This is a genomic window from Zavarzinia sp. (assembly GCF_049306435.1).
In the GTDB taxonomy this organism is placed as follows: domain Bacteria; phylum Pseudomonadota; class Alphaproteobacteria; order Zavarziniales; family Zavarziniaceae; genus Zavarzinia.
On record NZ_JBAQRT010000037.1, the window covers coordinates 1 to 15,197 of the forward strand.

General features: G+C 65.9%; 14 protein-coding genes. 4 read left to right on the forward strand and 10 right to left on the reverse strand.

Features of this window, described 5'->3' with window-relative positions; genetic code table 11:
* Positions 1 to 1,158: DUF6537 domain-containing protein (locus WAZ62_RS01820; protein WP_422641824.1), on the forward strand; the 1,158-nt coding region annotated here is incomplete at its 5' end.
* Between the two features lie 130 nt (positions 1,159 to 1,288).
* Here WAZ62_RS01820 and htpG read toward each other — a convergent pair.
* The 5 genes from htpG to WAZ62_RS01845 form a co-directional block, all read right to left on the reverse strand.
* Positions 1,289 to 3,175, reverse strand: coding sequence for a molecular chaperone HtpG (gene htpG / locus WAZ62_RS01825; RefSeq protein WP_422641825.1), 1,887 nt, complete (start codon positions 3,173 to 3,175; stop codon positions 1,289 to 1,291).
* A 71-nt stretch (positions 3,176 to 3,246) separates the two neighbouring features.
* Positions 3,247 to 4,395: a DUF4340 domain-containing protein gene (locus WAZ62_RS01830; protein WP_422641826.1), complete on the reverse strand. Its 1,149-nt coding sequence runs from the start codon at positions 4,393 to 4,395 to the stop codon at positions 3,247 to 3,249.
* A gap of 11 nt (positions 4,396 to 4,406) precedes the next feature.
* Complete coding sequence (locus WAZ62_RS01835) at positions 4,407 to 6,335, reverse strand: Gldg family protein (protein ID WP_422641827.1); 1,929 nt, start codon at positions 6,333 to 6,335, stop codon at positions 4,407 to 4,409.
* 4 nt (positions 6,336 to 6,339) lie between these two features.
* Positions 6,340 to 7,074, reverse strand: a complete 735-nt coding sequence (locus WAZ62_RS01840; RefSeq protein WP_422641828.1) for an ABC transporter permease subunit — start codon at positions 7,072 to 7,074, stop codon at positions 6,340 to 6,342.
* Complete coding sequence (locus WAZ62_RS01845; RefSeq protein WP_422641829.1) at positions 7,071 to 8,090, reverse strand: ABC transporter ATP-binding protein; 1,020 nt, start codon at positions 8,088 to 8,090, stop codon at positions 7,071 to 7,073. The genes WAZ62_RS01840 and WAZ62_RS01845 overlap by 4 nt, the downstream gene beginning before the upstream one ends.
* A 408-nt stretch (positions 8,091 to 8,498) precedes the next feature.
* Here WAZ62_RS01845 and WAZ62_RS01850 point away from each other — a divergent pair, with 408 nt between their 5' ends.
* Both WAZ62_RS01850 and WAZ62_RS01855 read left to right on the forward strand, forming a co-directional pair.
* Positions 8,499 to 9,560 carry a DUF262 domain-containing protein gene (locus WAZ62_RS01850; protein ID WP_422641830.1) on the forward strand — a complete coding sequence of 354 codons (1,062 nt, stop codon included), beginning with the start codon at positions 8,499 to 8,501 and terminating at the stop codon, positions 9,558 to 9,560.
* A 35-nt stretch (positions 9,561 to 9,595) separates the two neighbouring features.
* On the forward strand, positions 9,596 to 10,186 hold the full coding sequence (locus tag WAZ62_RS01855) for a hypothetical protein (RefSeq protein WP_422641831.1): 591 nt from the start codon (positions 9,596 to 9,598) through the stop codon (positions 10,184 to 10,186).
* A 114-nt stretch (positions 10,187 to 10,300) separates the two neighbouring features.
* Here WAZ62_RS01855 and WAZ62_RS01860 read toward each other — a convergent pair whose 3' ends face one another.
* From WAZ62_RS01860 to WAZ62_RS01880, 5 genes are all read right to left on the reverse strand, one after another.
* Positions 10,301 to 11,386, reverse strand: coding sequence for an SMP-30/gluconolactonase/LRE family protein (locus WAZ62_RS01860; RefSeq protein ID WP_422641832.1), 1,086 nt, complete (start codon positions 11,384 to 11,386; stop codon positions 10,301 to 10,303).
* Between the two features lie 64 nt (positions 11,387 to 11,450).
* On the reverse strand, positions 11,451 to 13,250 hold the full coding sequence (locus WAZ62_RS01865; protein ID WP_422641833.1) for an ABC transporter transmembrane domain-containing protein: 1,800 nt from the start codon (positions 13,248 to 13,250) through the stop codon (positions 11,451 to 11,453).
* The gene (gene cyaY / locus WAZ62_RS01870) at positions 13,243 to 13,572 is read right to left on the reverse strand and encodes an iron donor protein CyaY (RefSeq protein ID WP_422641834.1); all 330 of its coding nucleotides are present in this window, start codon (positions 13,570 to 13,572) and stop codon (positions 13,243 to 13,245) included. Before cyaY ends, WAZ62_RS01865 begins: the two co-directional genes overlap by 8 nt.
* Positions 13,573 to 13,666: 94 nt before the next feature.
* On the reverse strand, positions 13,667 to 14,446 hold the full coding sequence (locus tag WAZ62_RS01875) for a dioxygenase (RefSeq protein WP_422641835.1): 780 nt from the start codon (positions 14,444 to 14,446) through the stop codon (positions 13,667 to 13,669).
* 35 nt (positions 14,447 to 14,481) lie between these two features.
* Positions 14,482 to 14,898, reverse strand: a complete 417-nt coding sequence (locus WAZ62_RS01880; RefSeq protein ID WP_422641836.1) for a DoxX family protein — start codon at positions 14,896 to 14,898, stop codon at positions 14,482 to 14,484.
* Between the two features lie 104 nt (positions 14,899 to 15,002).
* Between WAZ62_RS01880 and WAZ62_RS01885 the strand changes: the two genes are divergently transcribed.
* Positions 15,003 to 15,197 (forward strand): helix-turn-helix domain-containing protein (locus WAZ62_RS01885; protein WP_422641837.1); only part of this gene is annotated, 195 nt, incomplete at its 3' end.

A 15,197-nucleotide genomic window follows, 5' to 3' on the forward strand; every position in this document is an offset into this window, starting at 1 on the left:
CCCCGTATTCCGGCCCGGGGCGCCGACCTCGTGCTGGCGGCCGACGCGGTGGTCGCCGCCGGCGCCGACGCGCGCCTTCGTCTTCGCCTCGACCATACGTCCGCCCTCGTCAACAGCCACGTCGGCAGCATCGCCGAATTCACCCATGACGCCGAAGCGCGCCTGCCCGTGCCCCTGCTGGTCGACCTGATCCGCCAGGGCTGCGGCACCGGCGAGGTGACCGCGCTCGACGCCACCCATCTGGCGACGGCGCTGACCGGCGATGCGCTGGCGACCAATATCTTCCTGCTCGGCATCGCCAGCCAGCGTGGCCTGCTTCCCGTGGCGCCGGCCTCGGTCGAAGCGGCGATCGCGCTCAATCGGACGGCCGCGCGTGACAATCTGAACGCTTTCCGCTGGGGCCGGGCCTGGGCCCATGACGCGGCGGCGGTCGAGACGGCGGCGACGGCGACCGAAGGCAAGGCCAGCCCGCCGCATCATCGCCGCTCCGCCAGTCTGGACGAGATGGTGGCTCGGCGCATCGAGACGCTCACCCTTTACCAGAACGCGGGTTACGCCGCACGTTACCAGGATGCCGTCGCGCGCCTTCGCGCCACCGAACAGCGGGTGGTGCCCGGCAGCGAGGATCTGGCGCGGGCGGCGGCGGATGGGCTGTTCCGCCTGATGGCCTATAAGGACGAATATGAAGTCGCCCGCCTGCAGGCCGATCCCGCCTTTCGCCAGCAACTGGACGCGATGTTCGAGCCGGGCGCCCGGCCGAGCCTGCATCTCAGCCCGCCGCTGCTGGCAAGGATGGACCCCGCGACCGGGCGCCCGGCCAAACATGTCCTCGGGCCGTGGATCTTCACCTTCCTCGGGCTGCTGCGGCGGCTCAAGGTCTTGCGTGGCACCGCGCTCGACCCCTTCGGCCGGACCGTGGAGCGGCGGGCGGAACGCCGCCTTCGCGACGAGGCGTTGGCCCTTGTCGACGAGATCGCGCGGGACCTGTCGCGGGACAATCACGCCACCGCCATCGCCCTGATGGCGCTGCCCGCGCGCATCCGCGGCTTCGGCCCCGTGAAGATGCGGGCGATCACGGAAGCGGATGCCACCCGCGCCCGCCTCCTCGCCGACTTCCGCCGGGTGCCGCCCAAGGGCATGGCGAGGGCGGCGGAGTAACCGGGAAAGATCCGGCCTTCCCACCTCACCCCGGCCCTCTCCCCCCCAGGGGGCGGCGAGGGAGATGCAGGTGGCCCCCTCTCCGCCCTTCAGGGGGGAGAGGGCGGGGGGTGAGGTGGGGGCGCGGGGTTTACCCGACCGCGCGAACCATCATCTCCGACAGGCGCCTTGCGAAGGCGATGGGGTCTTGCGGGCCTTCGCCTTCGACGATGCGGGCCTGGTCGAGCAGCAGATGCGCGGCATCGGACAGATCATCGGCGCTGGCGGCGGCGGCGCGGGTGGCGAGGGCTTTCACCAGCGGGTGGCGCGGGTTGATTTCGAGGATGCGGGGGGCATCCGCCGCCGCGCCCGTGCCCTTGGCCGCGCGCATCAGCCGGGCGAGGTGCATGTCCATGTCGCTGGCGTCGGCGACGAGGCAGACCGCGCTGTCGGTCAGGCGCTTCGAGACGCGGACGTCCTTCACCGCATCGCCGAGGGCGAGCTTGGCCGCGCCGATCAGCGTGGCGATATCGGCTTCCGGCGCTTCCGCCGCCTTCTCGCCCGGGGTTTCCGCTTCTGGGATCAGCGACAGGTCGATGTCGCCCCGGGTGACCGACTGGAACGGCTTGCCCTCGAAATCGAGGCCGACGCCGGTCCAGAAATCGTCGATCGGGTCGGACAGCAGCAGGACCTCGACATCCCGCGCCTTGAAGGCCTCGAGCTGGGGCGAGGATGCGATGGTGGCGGCGTCGCCGGTGATGAAATGGATCGCGGTCTGGTTCGGCCGCATCCGCGCGACATAATCGGCGAGGCTGACGAGTTCGTCGCCCGATTTGGTGGTGCGGAAGCGGGCGAGTTTCAGGATCTGCTCGCGGCGCTCGAAATCCTCGTAGAGGCCTTCCTTCAGGACGGGACCGAAGGCGTCCCAGAAGCTCCGGTAGGCGGCGACGTCGGCGCTGCGCTTTTCGAGTTCAGACAGGATCTTCTTCACCAGGCCGGCGCGGATCTTGGCGGTCAGGGCGCTTTCCTGCAGCATCTCGCGCGAGATGTTGAGGGGCAGGTCGGCGGAATCGACGATGCCGCGCACGAAGCGCATGTAACCCGGCAGCAGGCTCTCGCAATCGTCGGTGATGAAGACCCGGCGGACATAGAGCTTCAGCCGCGACTGGCGCTTGGGATCGAACAGGTCGAAGGGCCGGCTGCCGGGGATGAACAGAAGGCCGGTATATTCGATCGTGCCTTCCGCCTTCCAGTGGATGGTCGCCCAGGGCTCGTCCACCGCATGGCCGACGTGGCGGTAGAATTCGGTGTATTGCTCGGCGGTGATGTCCGACTTCGGCCGCGTCCACAGGGCCGAGGCGGCGTTCAGCGTCTCGTCCTCGGTCTGGCCCTCGTCGGCGCCGGCCTTCAGGATGACGGGCAGGGCGATATGGTCGGAATAGGTCTTCACGATCCGCTTCAGGCGCCAGGGATCGAGGAATTCGTCGTCGCCTTCCCGCATGTGCAGGATGATCGTGGTGCCGCGGGTGGCGCGTTCAGCGGAACGCAGCGTATAGGTGCCGGTGCCTTCCGATTCCCAGGCATGGGCCATGGTCTCGCCCGCCCGGCGCGACACGACCTCGACCCGGCTCGCGACCATGAAGACGGAATAGAAGCCGACGCCGAAGCGGCCGATCAGGTTCATGTCCTTGTTTTCGTCGCCCGAGAGTTGCTCGACGAAGGCCGAGGTGCCGGAACGGGCGATGGTGCCGAGATTGGCGATCAGCTCGTCATGGGACATGCCGATGCCATTGTCGGACACGGTCAGGGTGCGGGCCGCGCGGTCGATGGCGATTTCGACCCGGAAGCCCGGATCGTCCGCGGTCAGGGACGCATCGGTCAGCGCCTCGTAGCGCAACTTGTCGCAGGCGTCGGAGGCGTTGGAGATCAGCTCGCGCAGGAAGATGTCCTTGTCGGAATAGACCGAATGCACCATCAGGTGCAGGAGGCGCGCCACCTCCGTCTCGAAGCCACGGGTTTCGATCGCTTCAGCCGTCATTTTTTCTGCCTCGATTGAAGAGTCTCAAGCGCTCGTCGATATAGGAAGGCGCCTCCCGCCTTCAAGGCCCCTTATTGGGCCGGCGGCACGGGGGCGGCTTCGACGGGCGTCTCGGGGGCGGGGGCGGCGGCCGGTCTGGCTTCCGAAAGATCGCCCCGCTTCGGCGTCAGGTCGATCACCCGCGTGCCGTCGAGGCGGTAGAGCCAGCCCTTGGTGCGGGCGGCGATGGCGCCGGCCTCGGCCCGCGCTTCTTCCGCCGGGCGGACCACCGGCTTGCCACCGGCGTCCGACACGGGCGCGAGCAGGCGGCCTTCGCCCGCGATCGTGGCGTCGAAGGCGGCATCGATGCGCGCCCAGCCCTGACCCTCGATCGAGACGAGGTCGAGGGTGAGGGTGATGCCATCGAAGGTCTCGAACACCACATGGCCGAGCGGCGTGCCCGCCGGGGCCTTGTCCGCCGGCTGCACATCCTCGAGCGCGAGATAGGAAGCGGCGACGGAAAGCGCGTTGACCCGGGCCGGCTTCACCTGTTCGCTACCGGCGTCCAGCCCGTCGAGGGTGAAGGCATCTCCGGGCCTGGCCCGGCTGACGCGGGCGGCGGCGCCGTCGATGGTGACGCTCGCCGCGCGGAAACGGTCGGGCGCGATCACGACGAGATCGCGCTCCAGCCATTGCGCGGCATCGCGCTCCAGCCGTACGTCGGCTTCGGCTTCCCAGGACTGGTTCTGGCCCGCCGGACGGACGAAGAAGCGCGGCACCTTGGCGGCGCCCATGACCGACGACGGCTTGCCGAAGATCATGTCGCCGAAGGCGGTGCCGTCCGGCCCCTTCACCGTCAGCTGCAGGCCGCGGGTGCCGGGGCCGATATCCTCGACATCGATGAAGTGGAAACGGTCGGGGCGTGCCGTCTTCGGCTCGATGGCGCGCAGATCCGCGAGGGCGAGCAGCAGGCGCTGGACCTTGCCGAAATCGGCCGGATAATCGCCCTTCTCGGCCATGACCCAATGGTTGGCGCCGACGCGCTTCAGGGTGAAGCGGCCTTCGGCGCCGGCGACGTCGATTTCGCTCACGTCGTTCAGCCGGGCCTTCAGGCCGGGCAGCATCAATTGGCCGGACAGATCGGCGCGGGTTTGCGCCAGTTTGTCGGCGACGAGCCAGGCGCCGACGGCGGCGAGCAGCAGCGTGAGGCCCAGCAGGATGGCGAGGGTGGAGCGGCGCATGGGCTTCTGCCTCAGTTCACGCCGCGCCGCGCGCGCCGCCGCCGCTGACGGGTCAGCGACAGGGCAAGGGCGACAAGGGCGACGACGAGGGGCACCAGCCCCATGTTGATGAAACGCAGGTTCGCTTCCAGCCGCTCGATATCGACATCGAGGCTGCGCTGCACGTCGCGGAGCTGACGCCTTGTCGAGGCGACCTCGGCCCTTGCGTCGGCCAGCGCCTTCTCGGTCTCGGCGGAGACGATGGCGCCGCTGGCCGCGCCGCCGCCGCGCAGGTCCTGGATCTTGGCCTCGGTCGCCTGCAGCTTGGCCTGAAGCTCCTGACTGCGGGTCAGGAATTTCTGTTCCGCCGCCTTCTTCATGTCGGTGACGACGGTGAAGGGCCGGCTGGCCGGGCCCCGGCCGCGGATGGCGATCAGGTCGGTGGAGCCGGCCAGATTCTCGACCGCGTTCACGATCAGATTGCCATTGTCGGCGATCGGCACCTGCTGCTGGCGCCCGGCGCCCGGACCGCCGTCCTGCAGCCACAGGCGATCGTCCAGCACGTCGGCATCGGCGATGACGATCAGGTTCAGGTTGGCGTCCTTCACCTGCGCCCGCTCGCGCGCGCCGAAGGCCGGGGCCTCGCCGGGCTTCGGCGGATTGGGCTGGTCCTTTTCCTCGACCTTGGGCGGGCCGTCGGGGAAGGCGGTCCGGGCCGGGCCGGTGATGCGGGCGGCGAGGATGAAGCGCCGGTCCTCGGGCTTGAACAGTTTCGCCAGGTCTTCCGGGTTGCCGGTCATGCGGACGGCGACCGGGTTGAAGGTGCCGGCATTGGCCGTCGTCTCGATCAGCGGCTCGACCGTCGTCGTGGCGCCGTCCAGCTTCTCGATGGCGCCCGCGGTCGCGAACATGACCTGGTTCAGGTCGCCGGTCACGATGTCGGCGGTATTCATCTGCGCCTTGCCGGCACGGATCCAGACCAGATAGTCCATCGGCCGGCGGTTGCCCGCGACCGTGACCTTGGTGGCGAGGTCGCCGTCGCCCACTACCTTCTCGGTATCGACCTTGAAGCCCCAGGCGGCGGCCAGCGGCCCGAGGTCCGAGGCGGTCTGCGGCGGCGGCGCGCCGCGCTGGGCGCCCTGCATCGCGACCTCGGCATTGGGGTCGAGGATGACCACGGCCTTGCCGCCGCCCAACACGAACTGGTCGAGGGCATAGAGCTGCTGCGGCCCGAGGCGGGGCGGATGGGCGATGAGCAGGAGGTCGACATGGCTGCCGATCTCGACGAAATCGGGCGCCATCTGGCGGACGTCGTAAAGCTCCGACAGCTGCGAATAGACCGCGAAGGGATGGGACTGGCCGCGCAGCGCCGCCATCGGCCCGCCGAAGCCGACATCGAGCGGCAGCGAGGAGATGACGCCCAGCACCGGCTTCCGCTCGGCGGTGAGCGAGACGATCATCCGCGCGAAGTCGTATTCGAGGAAGGATTCCCGCTCGGGCGTGATCACCGGCATCACTTCGCGCCCGCCGATGGGGCCGGTGCCGACGAGGCCGAAATAGAAACTCTCGCCCGACGGCGTGTCGTTCCCCTGGATGCCGGCGGCCACCGCCTCGTCCTCGGTCGTCGTATAGGAAATGGGGTCGATGATCTCGACCCGGACCTTGCCGTCGCTCGCCCGTCGGAAGGCGTCGAGCAATTCCGTCACCCGGCCGGCGAAGGTCTTGATCGCCGGGAACTGGTTGGACAGGGTCGCCGAATAGAACAGGCGAAGGGTGACCGGCTCGTCCAGCTTGTCGAGGACGGAACGGGTGCCGGGCGACAGCGTATAGAGCTGGCGCTCGGTCAGGTCGAGGCGAAGCCCGGCGCCGCCGACCTGGACGATCAGGTTGACGACGAGAAACAGGGTGGCGATCAGCACGAGGGCAAGGCCGCCGGCGATGCGGACGCGGGTGGGGGCCATCTCTTCAGCTCGCCTTCTTCATGTCGATGACGATGGCATTGGCCGCCAGCGCGGCCACGATCAGCGTGGCGAAGAAGACGATGTCCTTCGCTTCGATCACGCCCGCGACGATGCCGTTGAAATGGGTCAGGAAACTGAAGGAGGCGACGGTATCGACGATCGCCTGCGGCGCCCAGCCCGAGAAGGCGTCGAGCACCATGGGCGCGCCCGAGACCGTGAACAGGAAGCAGACGACGACGGTCAGCACGAAGGCCACCACCTGATTGCGCGTCGCCGCCGACAGGCAGGAGCCGATGGCGAGATAGGCCCCGGCCATCAGCAGCGAGCCGATATAGCCGGCGAGGATGACGCCGTTATCCGGCTCGCCCAGGTAATTCACCGTGATCCACATGGGGAAGGTGAGGGCGAGGGCGATGGCGGTGAAGCCCCAGGCGGCGAGGAACTTGCCGGTGATCGCCGCCCACAGCGGCACGGGCAGGGTCAGCAGCAATTCGATGGTGCCGCTCTTCCGCTCCTCGGCCCAGAGGCGCATGGCGATGGCCGGGATCAGGAACAGATAGAGCCAGGGGTGGAAATCGAAGAAGGGCACCAGATCGGCTTCGCCCCGCTCGAAGAAATTGCCGACATAGAAGGTGAAGATGCCGGTCAGGAACAGATAGACGATGATGAAGACATAGGCGAGCGGCGTGGCGAAATAGCCGGCCAGCTCGCGCCTTGCGATGGTGCAGACGGACTTCATGGCCGGGCTCCGGTGCGGGCGGCGTCGCTGGTGGTCAGCTCGCGGAAGACGTCTTCCAGCCTGCCGTGCTCGACCGCCATGGTCTCGATGGCGATGCCGGTCTGGCGCAGGCGCGCCGCCACCCCTTCGATGATGCTGGCGCCCGCCGCCGGCACGACGAGGAAATCGCGTCCCGGCGTGCCCGCTTCCGGCGTCACCACCCGGGCAACCCCCGGCACATCGGCCAGCCGCGCGCCGAGGTCGGCGACGGTGGCGAGCAGGCGCAGGCGCACGCCATTATGGAAGGGCGAGCGGGCGACGAGTTCGGCCGGCCGGCCGTCGGCGACGACGCGGCCCCGGTCGATGATCACCGCCCGGCTGCACACCGCCTCGACCTCCTCGAGAATATGGGTGGAGACGACGATGGCCTTGTCGGGCGCCATGCGCCGGATCAGGTTGCGCACCTCATGCTTCTGATTGGGGTCGAGGCCGTCTGTCGGCTCGTCGAGGATCAGGCAGGGCGGATCGTGCAGGATCGCCCCGGCAAGACCGACGCGGCGCTTGAAACCCTTGGACAGGGTCTCGATCGGCTGGTCCAGCACGGCGGCGAGCTGAATCTCCTCGACGACCTGCGCCAGCCGCCGGGCCAGCACCGCCCGCTCCAGCCCGCGCACCCGGCCGAGGAATTCGAGGAAACTCCGGGGCGTCATGTCGCCGTAAGCGGGCGCGCCTTCCGGCAGATAGCCCAGCGCCCGCTTGGCGGCGATGGCATCGGTCTCTACATCATGGCCGGCGATGGCGATCCGGCCGCGCGTCGGTGACAGGAAACCGGCCGCCATCTTCATCGTCGTCGACTTGCCGGCGCCATTCGGCCCCAGGAAACCCAGAACCTCGCCCCGCCCGACCGCGAAGGAAACGCCGTCGACGGCGGTGAAGGGCCCGAAGCGTTTCACCAGATCGACGATCTCGATCATCGGCGCGGCGGCATCCCCGACAGCGCCAACCCTGGCATCCCGAGGGGCGGGTTCATCCAACATGCGGCTCATCCAACTTTCGGGCACCCGGCGCGGGCAAACCCCGGCGGCGCAGGCTATGTGCCGGCACGGCGCGGATCAAGCGCGTTTCGGCGCGACAGCTTCGGAAGGGGAGGGGCATCGGGTGGTCCGCCGGACGCGAGGGGGGGGCTTTTGCGTCCGGCGGAACCGACGGTCCGGACCAACCGAACATCAGGAAGGGGGCTGGGGGCTTGGGGGTCTTCCTGACATCCGGTCGGGCCATCGTTGAGGACCAACGCTGATGAAGATGCTCCCCCAATAGGGCCGCCGAAGGGCCGAATCTGGGCGAAAGCGTGGCGGGAGGGCTCCTCATCATGCCATCAATCGGTAAGCCGCCGACATGACTTCTCGTCACCTCGATGCTAAGCTCGCCAAAATTTGGAGGGTATCATGAAGCAGTTTGACGCGCGGTCTTATAGCATTGCGGATTTTATGGAGTGGAACGCTAACAATCTTCTAGATCTCTCTCCAAAATTTCAGCGGCGCAGCGTATGGACGCGTGCTGCCAAATCTTTTCTTATAGACACAATCTTGCGTGGGAAGCCGATGCCGAAGGTTCTATTAACGCAAGATCTAATCGGTAAAAAGAATTTGCGCACAGTTGTAGATGGTCAGCAAAGGATTCGCACGATTTTGGAGTTCACTCAAGGCGCTTTTACAGTACTCGGTACTCACAATCCAGCCGCAGCAGGTAAATTTTTTAGTGAACTAGACGAGGAAATGCAAGGAACGATTTTACAATACGAGGTTGGTGTTGATTTGCTTTACAATGTAAGTCTCGCCGATATGTTGGATATATTTGCGCGTATCAATACTTATTCTGTAACATTAAATACTCAAGAAAAATTGAATGCGAAATACCTCGGGGTGTTCAAGACTAATGCGTACGAACTCGGCTTCGCGTATGTCGATTATATGCTTGAGGGGAGAGTTTTGTCAGAGAAAGAAGTGAGTCGGATGTGGGAAGCTCGATTGGCTTCCGATTTGCTTGTTTCAATAGTTGGCGGTGTTCAAACAATAAAAAACATTGAAAAATACTATAAAGAATACGAGGTTTATGAAACTGTTCCTGATAATATATTATATTCAATTGATTTATATAATAGAACGATGAAATTTATTGGGGCGATATATCCTGCCCTTGATCTAAGGCAGACAAATTGGTCGAGGCCTCATTGGTTCTACACCCTATTTACATGCGTTGCTCATGCTCAGGGGCCGTTGATTGGCTTGGAGGGGGCGCCAATGCCCGAGATCAATGAGCGTGTTGTGCAGCATTGGCGGCTTCAGCTCGATGAGATCAGCGCTCTTTATGACGGATACACCGAAGAAAACGAGGAAGACGTGCCAGCTAGGTTTGCACGCTTCATCAATTACGCTCAGCGCCGAACGACAGACACCGATGCGCGCAGAGAGCGTGCTAAATTCGTGCTCGAGGCCCTTATGCTGTGAAGCGGGCAGAGCTTGAGGCCCATCGTGATGCGATCGTGGCGCGCAACACCGATTTCATGTCTATCATTCACCAGATGGCTCCTGCACCGAAAGACGAGGAGTCTAAAGATCAACAGGCTGACGCCTATGCTGAGGCGCTCTTCCTCCGTGCCTTTACCGCGTATGAGAATGATTTAGAAAAACTATTCTTGCATTATGTAACAGGTGGGGGATCTCTTAAAGGAGTGGTTGCCAAAACCTATTTTCGAGAAATAGACGAGACTCTTGCGCGCAAGATAACTCGAGCGGGCTACAAGTTCCTGTCATGGGCGAAGCCACAAGAAATAAGGAAAACGGCTGAAAATTACATTGAGAATGGATGGCCAATCAGTGAGGTAATGAACTCAAAGAGTAAAGACCTTGCTGATTGCGAAAAAATCAGAAATAGAATTGCTCATAAATCTATAGAATCAATAAATTCTTTCAATGAAGTGCAGCGTAATCTTCTTAATACGGAAAGGTTATTTGAAATAACTCCTGGACAGCTTCTACGAATCAGAAATGGCCGTTCAAAAGAACTAAATATATCTCTTTATATTGGCGTCATGAGCGATACGCTTGAGGCTATATTGGATCCGCCGCCGTAATTTTGACGGACATTCTTTTGCAGAAAATCGACACTGTCGTCTCTGATCTGGAGTAATAGACATACGATGTGCGAAACATTTTCCATTTTCTGCTCCTGATCTTACACTTGCACCCTACCGCCCCCGGCAATCCAGCACCTTCTCCTCGAACACGGACCCCACCAGGAACCGCTTCGGGCCCGCGTAAGTCGCGACCGAGGCGCCGGAGATCAGGTTGCCGGGGTCGGTGAGGATGGTTTCCACCGTGAGGCCATCGCCCTGGGGCGTGAGGCGGAGCACTTCCGAGGGGGAGAGTTTGGCGGGGTCGGCGGCGTGGGCGACGAAGTCGAGGAGGTGGGGGTGGCCGGCGACCCACAGCGCGCCGTCGGGCGCCATGTCGATATTGTCGGCGCCGTTCGGCACCGGGGTCGAGGACAGAAGGGTGAGGGCGCCGCTGTCCCTGTCGCGGGCATAGGTGCGGACGGCGAAGCCCGTCGTCTCGGCGACATAGAGCCGGCTGCCGTCGGGCGAGAGGCCGAGGCCATTGGCGAAGCGGATGCCGTCGGCGACCTGGCGGAAACCCTTGCCGTCGAAATAGACGACATTGGCGCGCGGCAGCTGGAGGTAATTCTCGGCCATGAGGCCGAGCGCCGTGCGCGAGCCATGGTCGTTGCTGGCATAGAATTGATTGGGGCCGACGGCGAGCACGTCGTTGGGCGAATTCATCTCGGCGCCGATCACCCCGCCCTTGTGGCTGAGCTTGCCATCGGCGGCGATGTCGAACAGCTCCACCCGGCTGAAGCCGATGGCGTTCAGCCCGCCTTCGACATGATTGACGACGAAGAGGGTGCGGGCGCCGCTCGCGGGGTCGATCCACAGGCTGATGCCATGGGGATGGAAGGTCTCGGGCACCGGCGGCGTCACGTCGACCGGCGCCGGGTTGGCGGCCGAGAGGTCGAGAAGGGCGATCCGCCCGCGTGACCCATGGCCGGCCATGGCGGCCCGGCGGTCGTCGACCGAGACGAAGGCCTGCTGGCGGGCGAGGTCGGCGACGATATCCTCCGCCCCGACCATGCCGCCGATCGCGGTGCATTGCACGTCGCCCGTCGCCTCGATGGCGCGGAACTGGCCCGCCCGCTGCATCAGCAGGGCGACGCCCCCGGCGCAGACGGCGAAGACGACGATGCCCGAAACGATCAGGCGCTTGCCCCAGCTGTTCATCTCTCTCTCCTCAGGTCCTGTCTTGTTATGGTTCCCGGGGTCTTCGCCCCGGGTTGAAGGCGTGTCAGCTCTGGCGGGCGCGCGCCTCCGCCTCGCCGAACTGCAGGGCGGCCAGGCGGGCATAGAGGCCGCCCCTTGCCACCAGCTCGGCATGCGTGCCGGTCTCGGCGATGCGCCCCTCGTCGAGGACGATGATGCGGTCGGCGTTGATCACGGTCGCCAGACGATGGGCGATGACGAGCGTGGTGCGGCCCTGCATCAGGCGGTCGAGGGCGGTCTGCACCTGAACCTCGGATTCCGCGTCGAGGGCCGACGTGGCCTCGTCGAGCAGCAGGATCTTGGGATCGCGCAGCATGGCCCGCGCGATGGCGATCCGCTGCTTCTGCCCGCCGGACAGGCGCACGCCCCGCTCCCCCAGCTGGGCGGCGAAACCGCCCGGCAATTGTTCGATGAAGCCGCGGGCGGAGGCGCCTTCGGCGGCGGCCAGCACCTCGACGTCGCTCGCTTCCGGCCGGCCATAGCGGATATTGGCGGCGGCGTCGGTGGCGAAGATCGTGGTTTCCTGCGGCACCAGGGCGAAGAGCCGGCGTAAATGAACCGGGTCCAGCTCGCGGATGTCGATGCCGTCGACCGTGATCCGCCCCGCTTCCGGATCGTGGAAGCGGAGGAGGAGCTGGAACACCGTGGTCTTGCCGGCGCCGGACGGGCCGACAAGGGCGACGCTCTCGCCCGGGCGGACGGTGAAGCTGAGGTCTTGCAGCGCCGGCAGATCGGGGCGCGAGGGGTAATGGAAGGTCACGCCCTCGAAGGCGATGGTGCCGGTCGGGTTGGCGGGCAGGGGGCGCGGATGCTCGGGCGCGCGGATGGCGGGCACGATGGCCAGCAATTCCAGCAACCGCTCGGTCGCGCCGGCGGCGCGCTGCAGATCGCCCCAGACTTCCGACAGGGCGCCCAGGGCCCCGGCGGCGACAATGGCATAGAAGACGAAAGCCGCGAGATCGCCGCCCGACATGGCGCCGGAGGCGACATCGCTCGCCCCGGTCCACAGGATGAGGTCGATCGCCCCGAACACGAGGGTGATGACGAGGGCGGTGAGCCAGGCGCGGGTGCGGATGCGCTGGCGCGCCGTGGCGAAGGCGCTTTCGACCGTGCCGCCATAGCGCGCGGCCTCGCCCGCTTCCTGCCCGAAGGCCTGCACCGTATGGACGGCGGACAGGGTCTCGTTGGCGACGGCGGCGGAATCCGCCAGCTTGTCCTGGCTCGCCCGCGACAACCCGCGCACCCGCCGCCCGAAGATCAGGATGGGCAGCAGGACGAGCGGCACCACGAGAAGAAGCAGAAGCGAGAGCTTGACCGAGGTGACGACGAGCAGCGCCGAGCCGCCGAGGAACATCAGGAGGTTGCGAAGGGCGACCGAGGCGGAGGAGCCGACGACAGCCTCGATCACCATCGTGTCGGAATTCAGCCGCGACAGGATCTCGCCGGTCTTGGTCGTCTCGAAGAAGGTGGCGTCCAGCTTGACGACATGGCCATAGAGCGTGCGGCGAAGGTCGGCGATCACCCGCTCGCCCAGCCAGGACACCATGTAGAAGCGGCCATAGGTGGCGAAAGCCAGCACGACGACGACGCCGAGCAGGGCGATGAAATAGATGTCGAGATGGCCGCCCGCGGCATTGGCGCTGCCGAAGCCATTGTCGATCAGGCGCTTGATCGCCTGACCGATGGTCAGGGTCGCGCTGGCGGCGACGAAGAGCGAGACGAGGGCGACAAGGACGCGAAAGCGATAGGGCCGGATGAACGGCCACAGCGCGCGCAGTTTGGGGATGGGATTGCCGCGGCGCTTCTCGGCGGGGGCGTCAGACATTCTCGCCCACCTCGATGCCGATGGCGGCGAGATCGGCCACCAGCCGCGCCTTCATCGCCTCGCCGCCCCGGGTCGAGAACCAGCCGTCCCTCTCCCCGTCGAAGGCATAGTGATGGGCGCCCGAGACGGGGGACGACAGCCAGACCTGGCGCAAGGGATTGTGCCGGTTCAGGACGAAGGTGCGGCCGTCCTCGGTCTCGGCCTGAAGCACGCCGTCGACCAGTTCCAGCTCGTCGAAGCCCTCCGATTGCTCGAAGACGTCGAGCCAGTAGGACAGGCATTGCTCTGCCCGGTTCCTGAAGTCCGTATCGTCCTGCGCCATACATCAACTCCCCGGCGGAATGGCCGAAAGAGTTACGACGATTGCCCCGGAGAGGGAAGGGGCAGACGGCGCATTTGCGCCGTCCCGGGGGCTCTTATGCCGCCCGCGCACTGCCCCAGGCATCCATGGCCAGGATGCCGTAGGTGTAGGACCGGTGCCAGGCCACCGCCGCCTCGCCCTCGTCGAGGGCGCCGAGCACCGTGAACAGGGGCAGCAGATGCTCCTCCGTCGGGTGGTTCTGCGGGCCGAAGGGCGCCTTCTCGCGGTAGTCGAGCAGGCTGGCGATGTCGCGGGCGGCGATCTTCTCCGCCACCCAGTCGGCGAAGGCAACGACCCAGGTCTTGGGCGGCTGTTCCTGCACCGGGCTGCGGAATTCGTGGAGATTATGGGTAAGCGAGCCGGAGCCGAGAATCAGCACCCCCTCGTCCCGCAGCGGCCGCAGCGCCTGCCCGACGGCATAGGCATGGGCGGGCCCTGCCGGCGTCTGCACCGAAAGCTGGGTCGCCGGCACATCCGCCGCCGGATAGGCCAGCTTCAAGGGCACCCAGGCGCCATGGTCGAGGCCGCGCGCCTCGTCGATCGCGGTGCCCGGCAGCAGTTCGGCGACCCGGGCCGCCAGCTCGGGCGCGCCGGGGGCGGGATACTGCATCTCGAACAGGGCACGGGGGAAACCGCCGAAGTCATGGATGGTGCGCGGCCGGGGCACGGCCGAGACCCGGGGCCGCTCGCTTTCCCAATGGGCCGAGACGACGAGGATCGCCTTCGGACGGGGGATCAGGGCGCCGAGGCCCATCATGAAGCGATGGGTGGGGCCGTCGTCCAGCGCCAGCATGGGCGAGCCGTGGCCGACGAACAGCGTGGGCATTCGGGACATGGGAGGATCCTTTCGGGAGACGGCCCGCCAGCTTCTTACAGGGAGGCCAGCTTGCCGGGCAGATTCCGGCCGAGGGCGAAGGCGCCCGGACCGATCAGCGCCGAGGCGAGCAGCAGCACGGTCCAGGCCGCCGGGAATTCCCAGCCGCCGCCCGTGGACGAGAAGCTCCAGCCATTGCCGGCGTGCTGCAGGGTGGCGCCGATCAGCACCGGAATCAGGCCGATGGCGGCGAGGCGCGGCAGGATGCCGGTGATCAGGGCGAGGCCGCCCGCGACTTCCGCGAAGATCACCAGATAGGCGAAGGCGGCCGGATAGCCGATCGATTCGAAATAGCCGGCGGTGCCGGCCGGGGTGAAGGTCAGGACCTTCAGGATGAAGCCGTGGGAAAAGGCGAGGACGCCCAGGGTGACGCGAAGGACGAAGGCGCCGAGATCGGCGGTGGTGGTCGACATGGCGAAAATCTCCGGACGGCGTGAGTGCCGCGACCTCCTCAATATGCGTCCGATTCGCACATTATTGAAATTGATGTTGGTGAGTATGTATATTCACAGACGTGATGTTTGACCGTCTCGACCTCAATCTGCTCCGCCTGTTCGAGGCGGTGCTTCACAGCGGCAGCGTCAGCCGGGCGGCGCAGCAACTGGGCCTGACCCAGTCCGCCGCCTCCAACGGTCTGGCGCGTCTCCGCGATGTGCTGGGCGATCCCCTCTTCATCCGCCGGCCGGGCGGGGTGGAGCCGACGGCGCGGGCG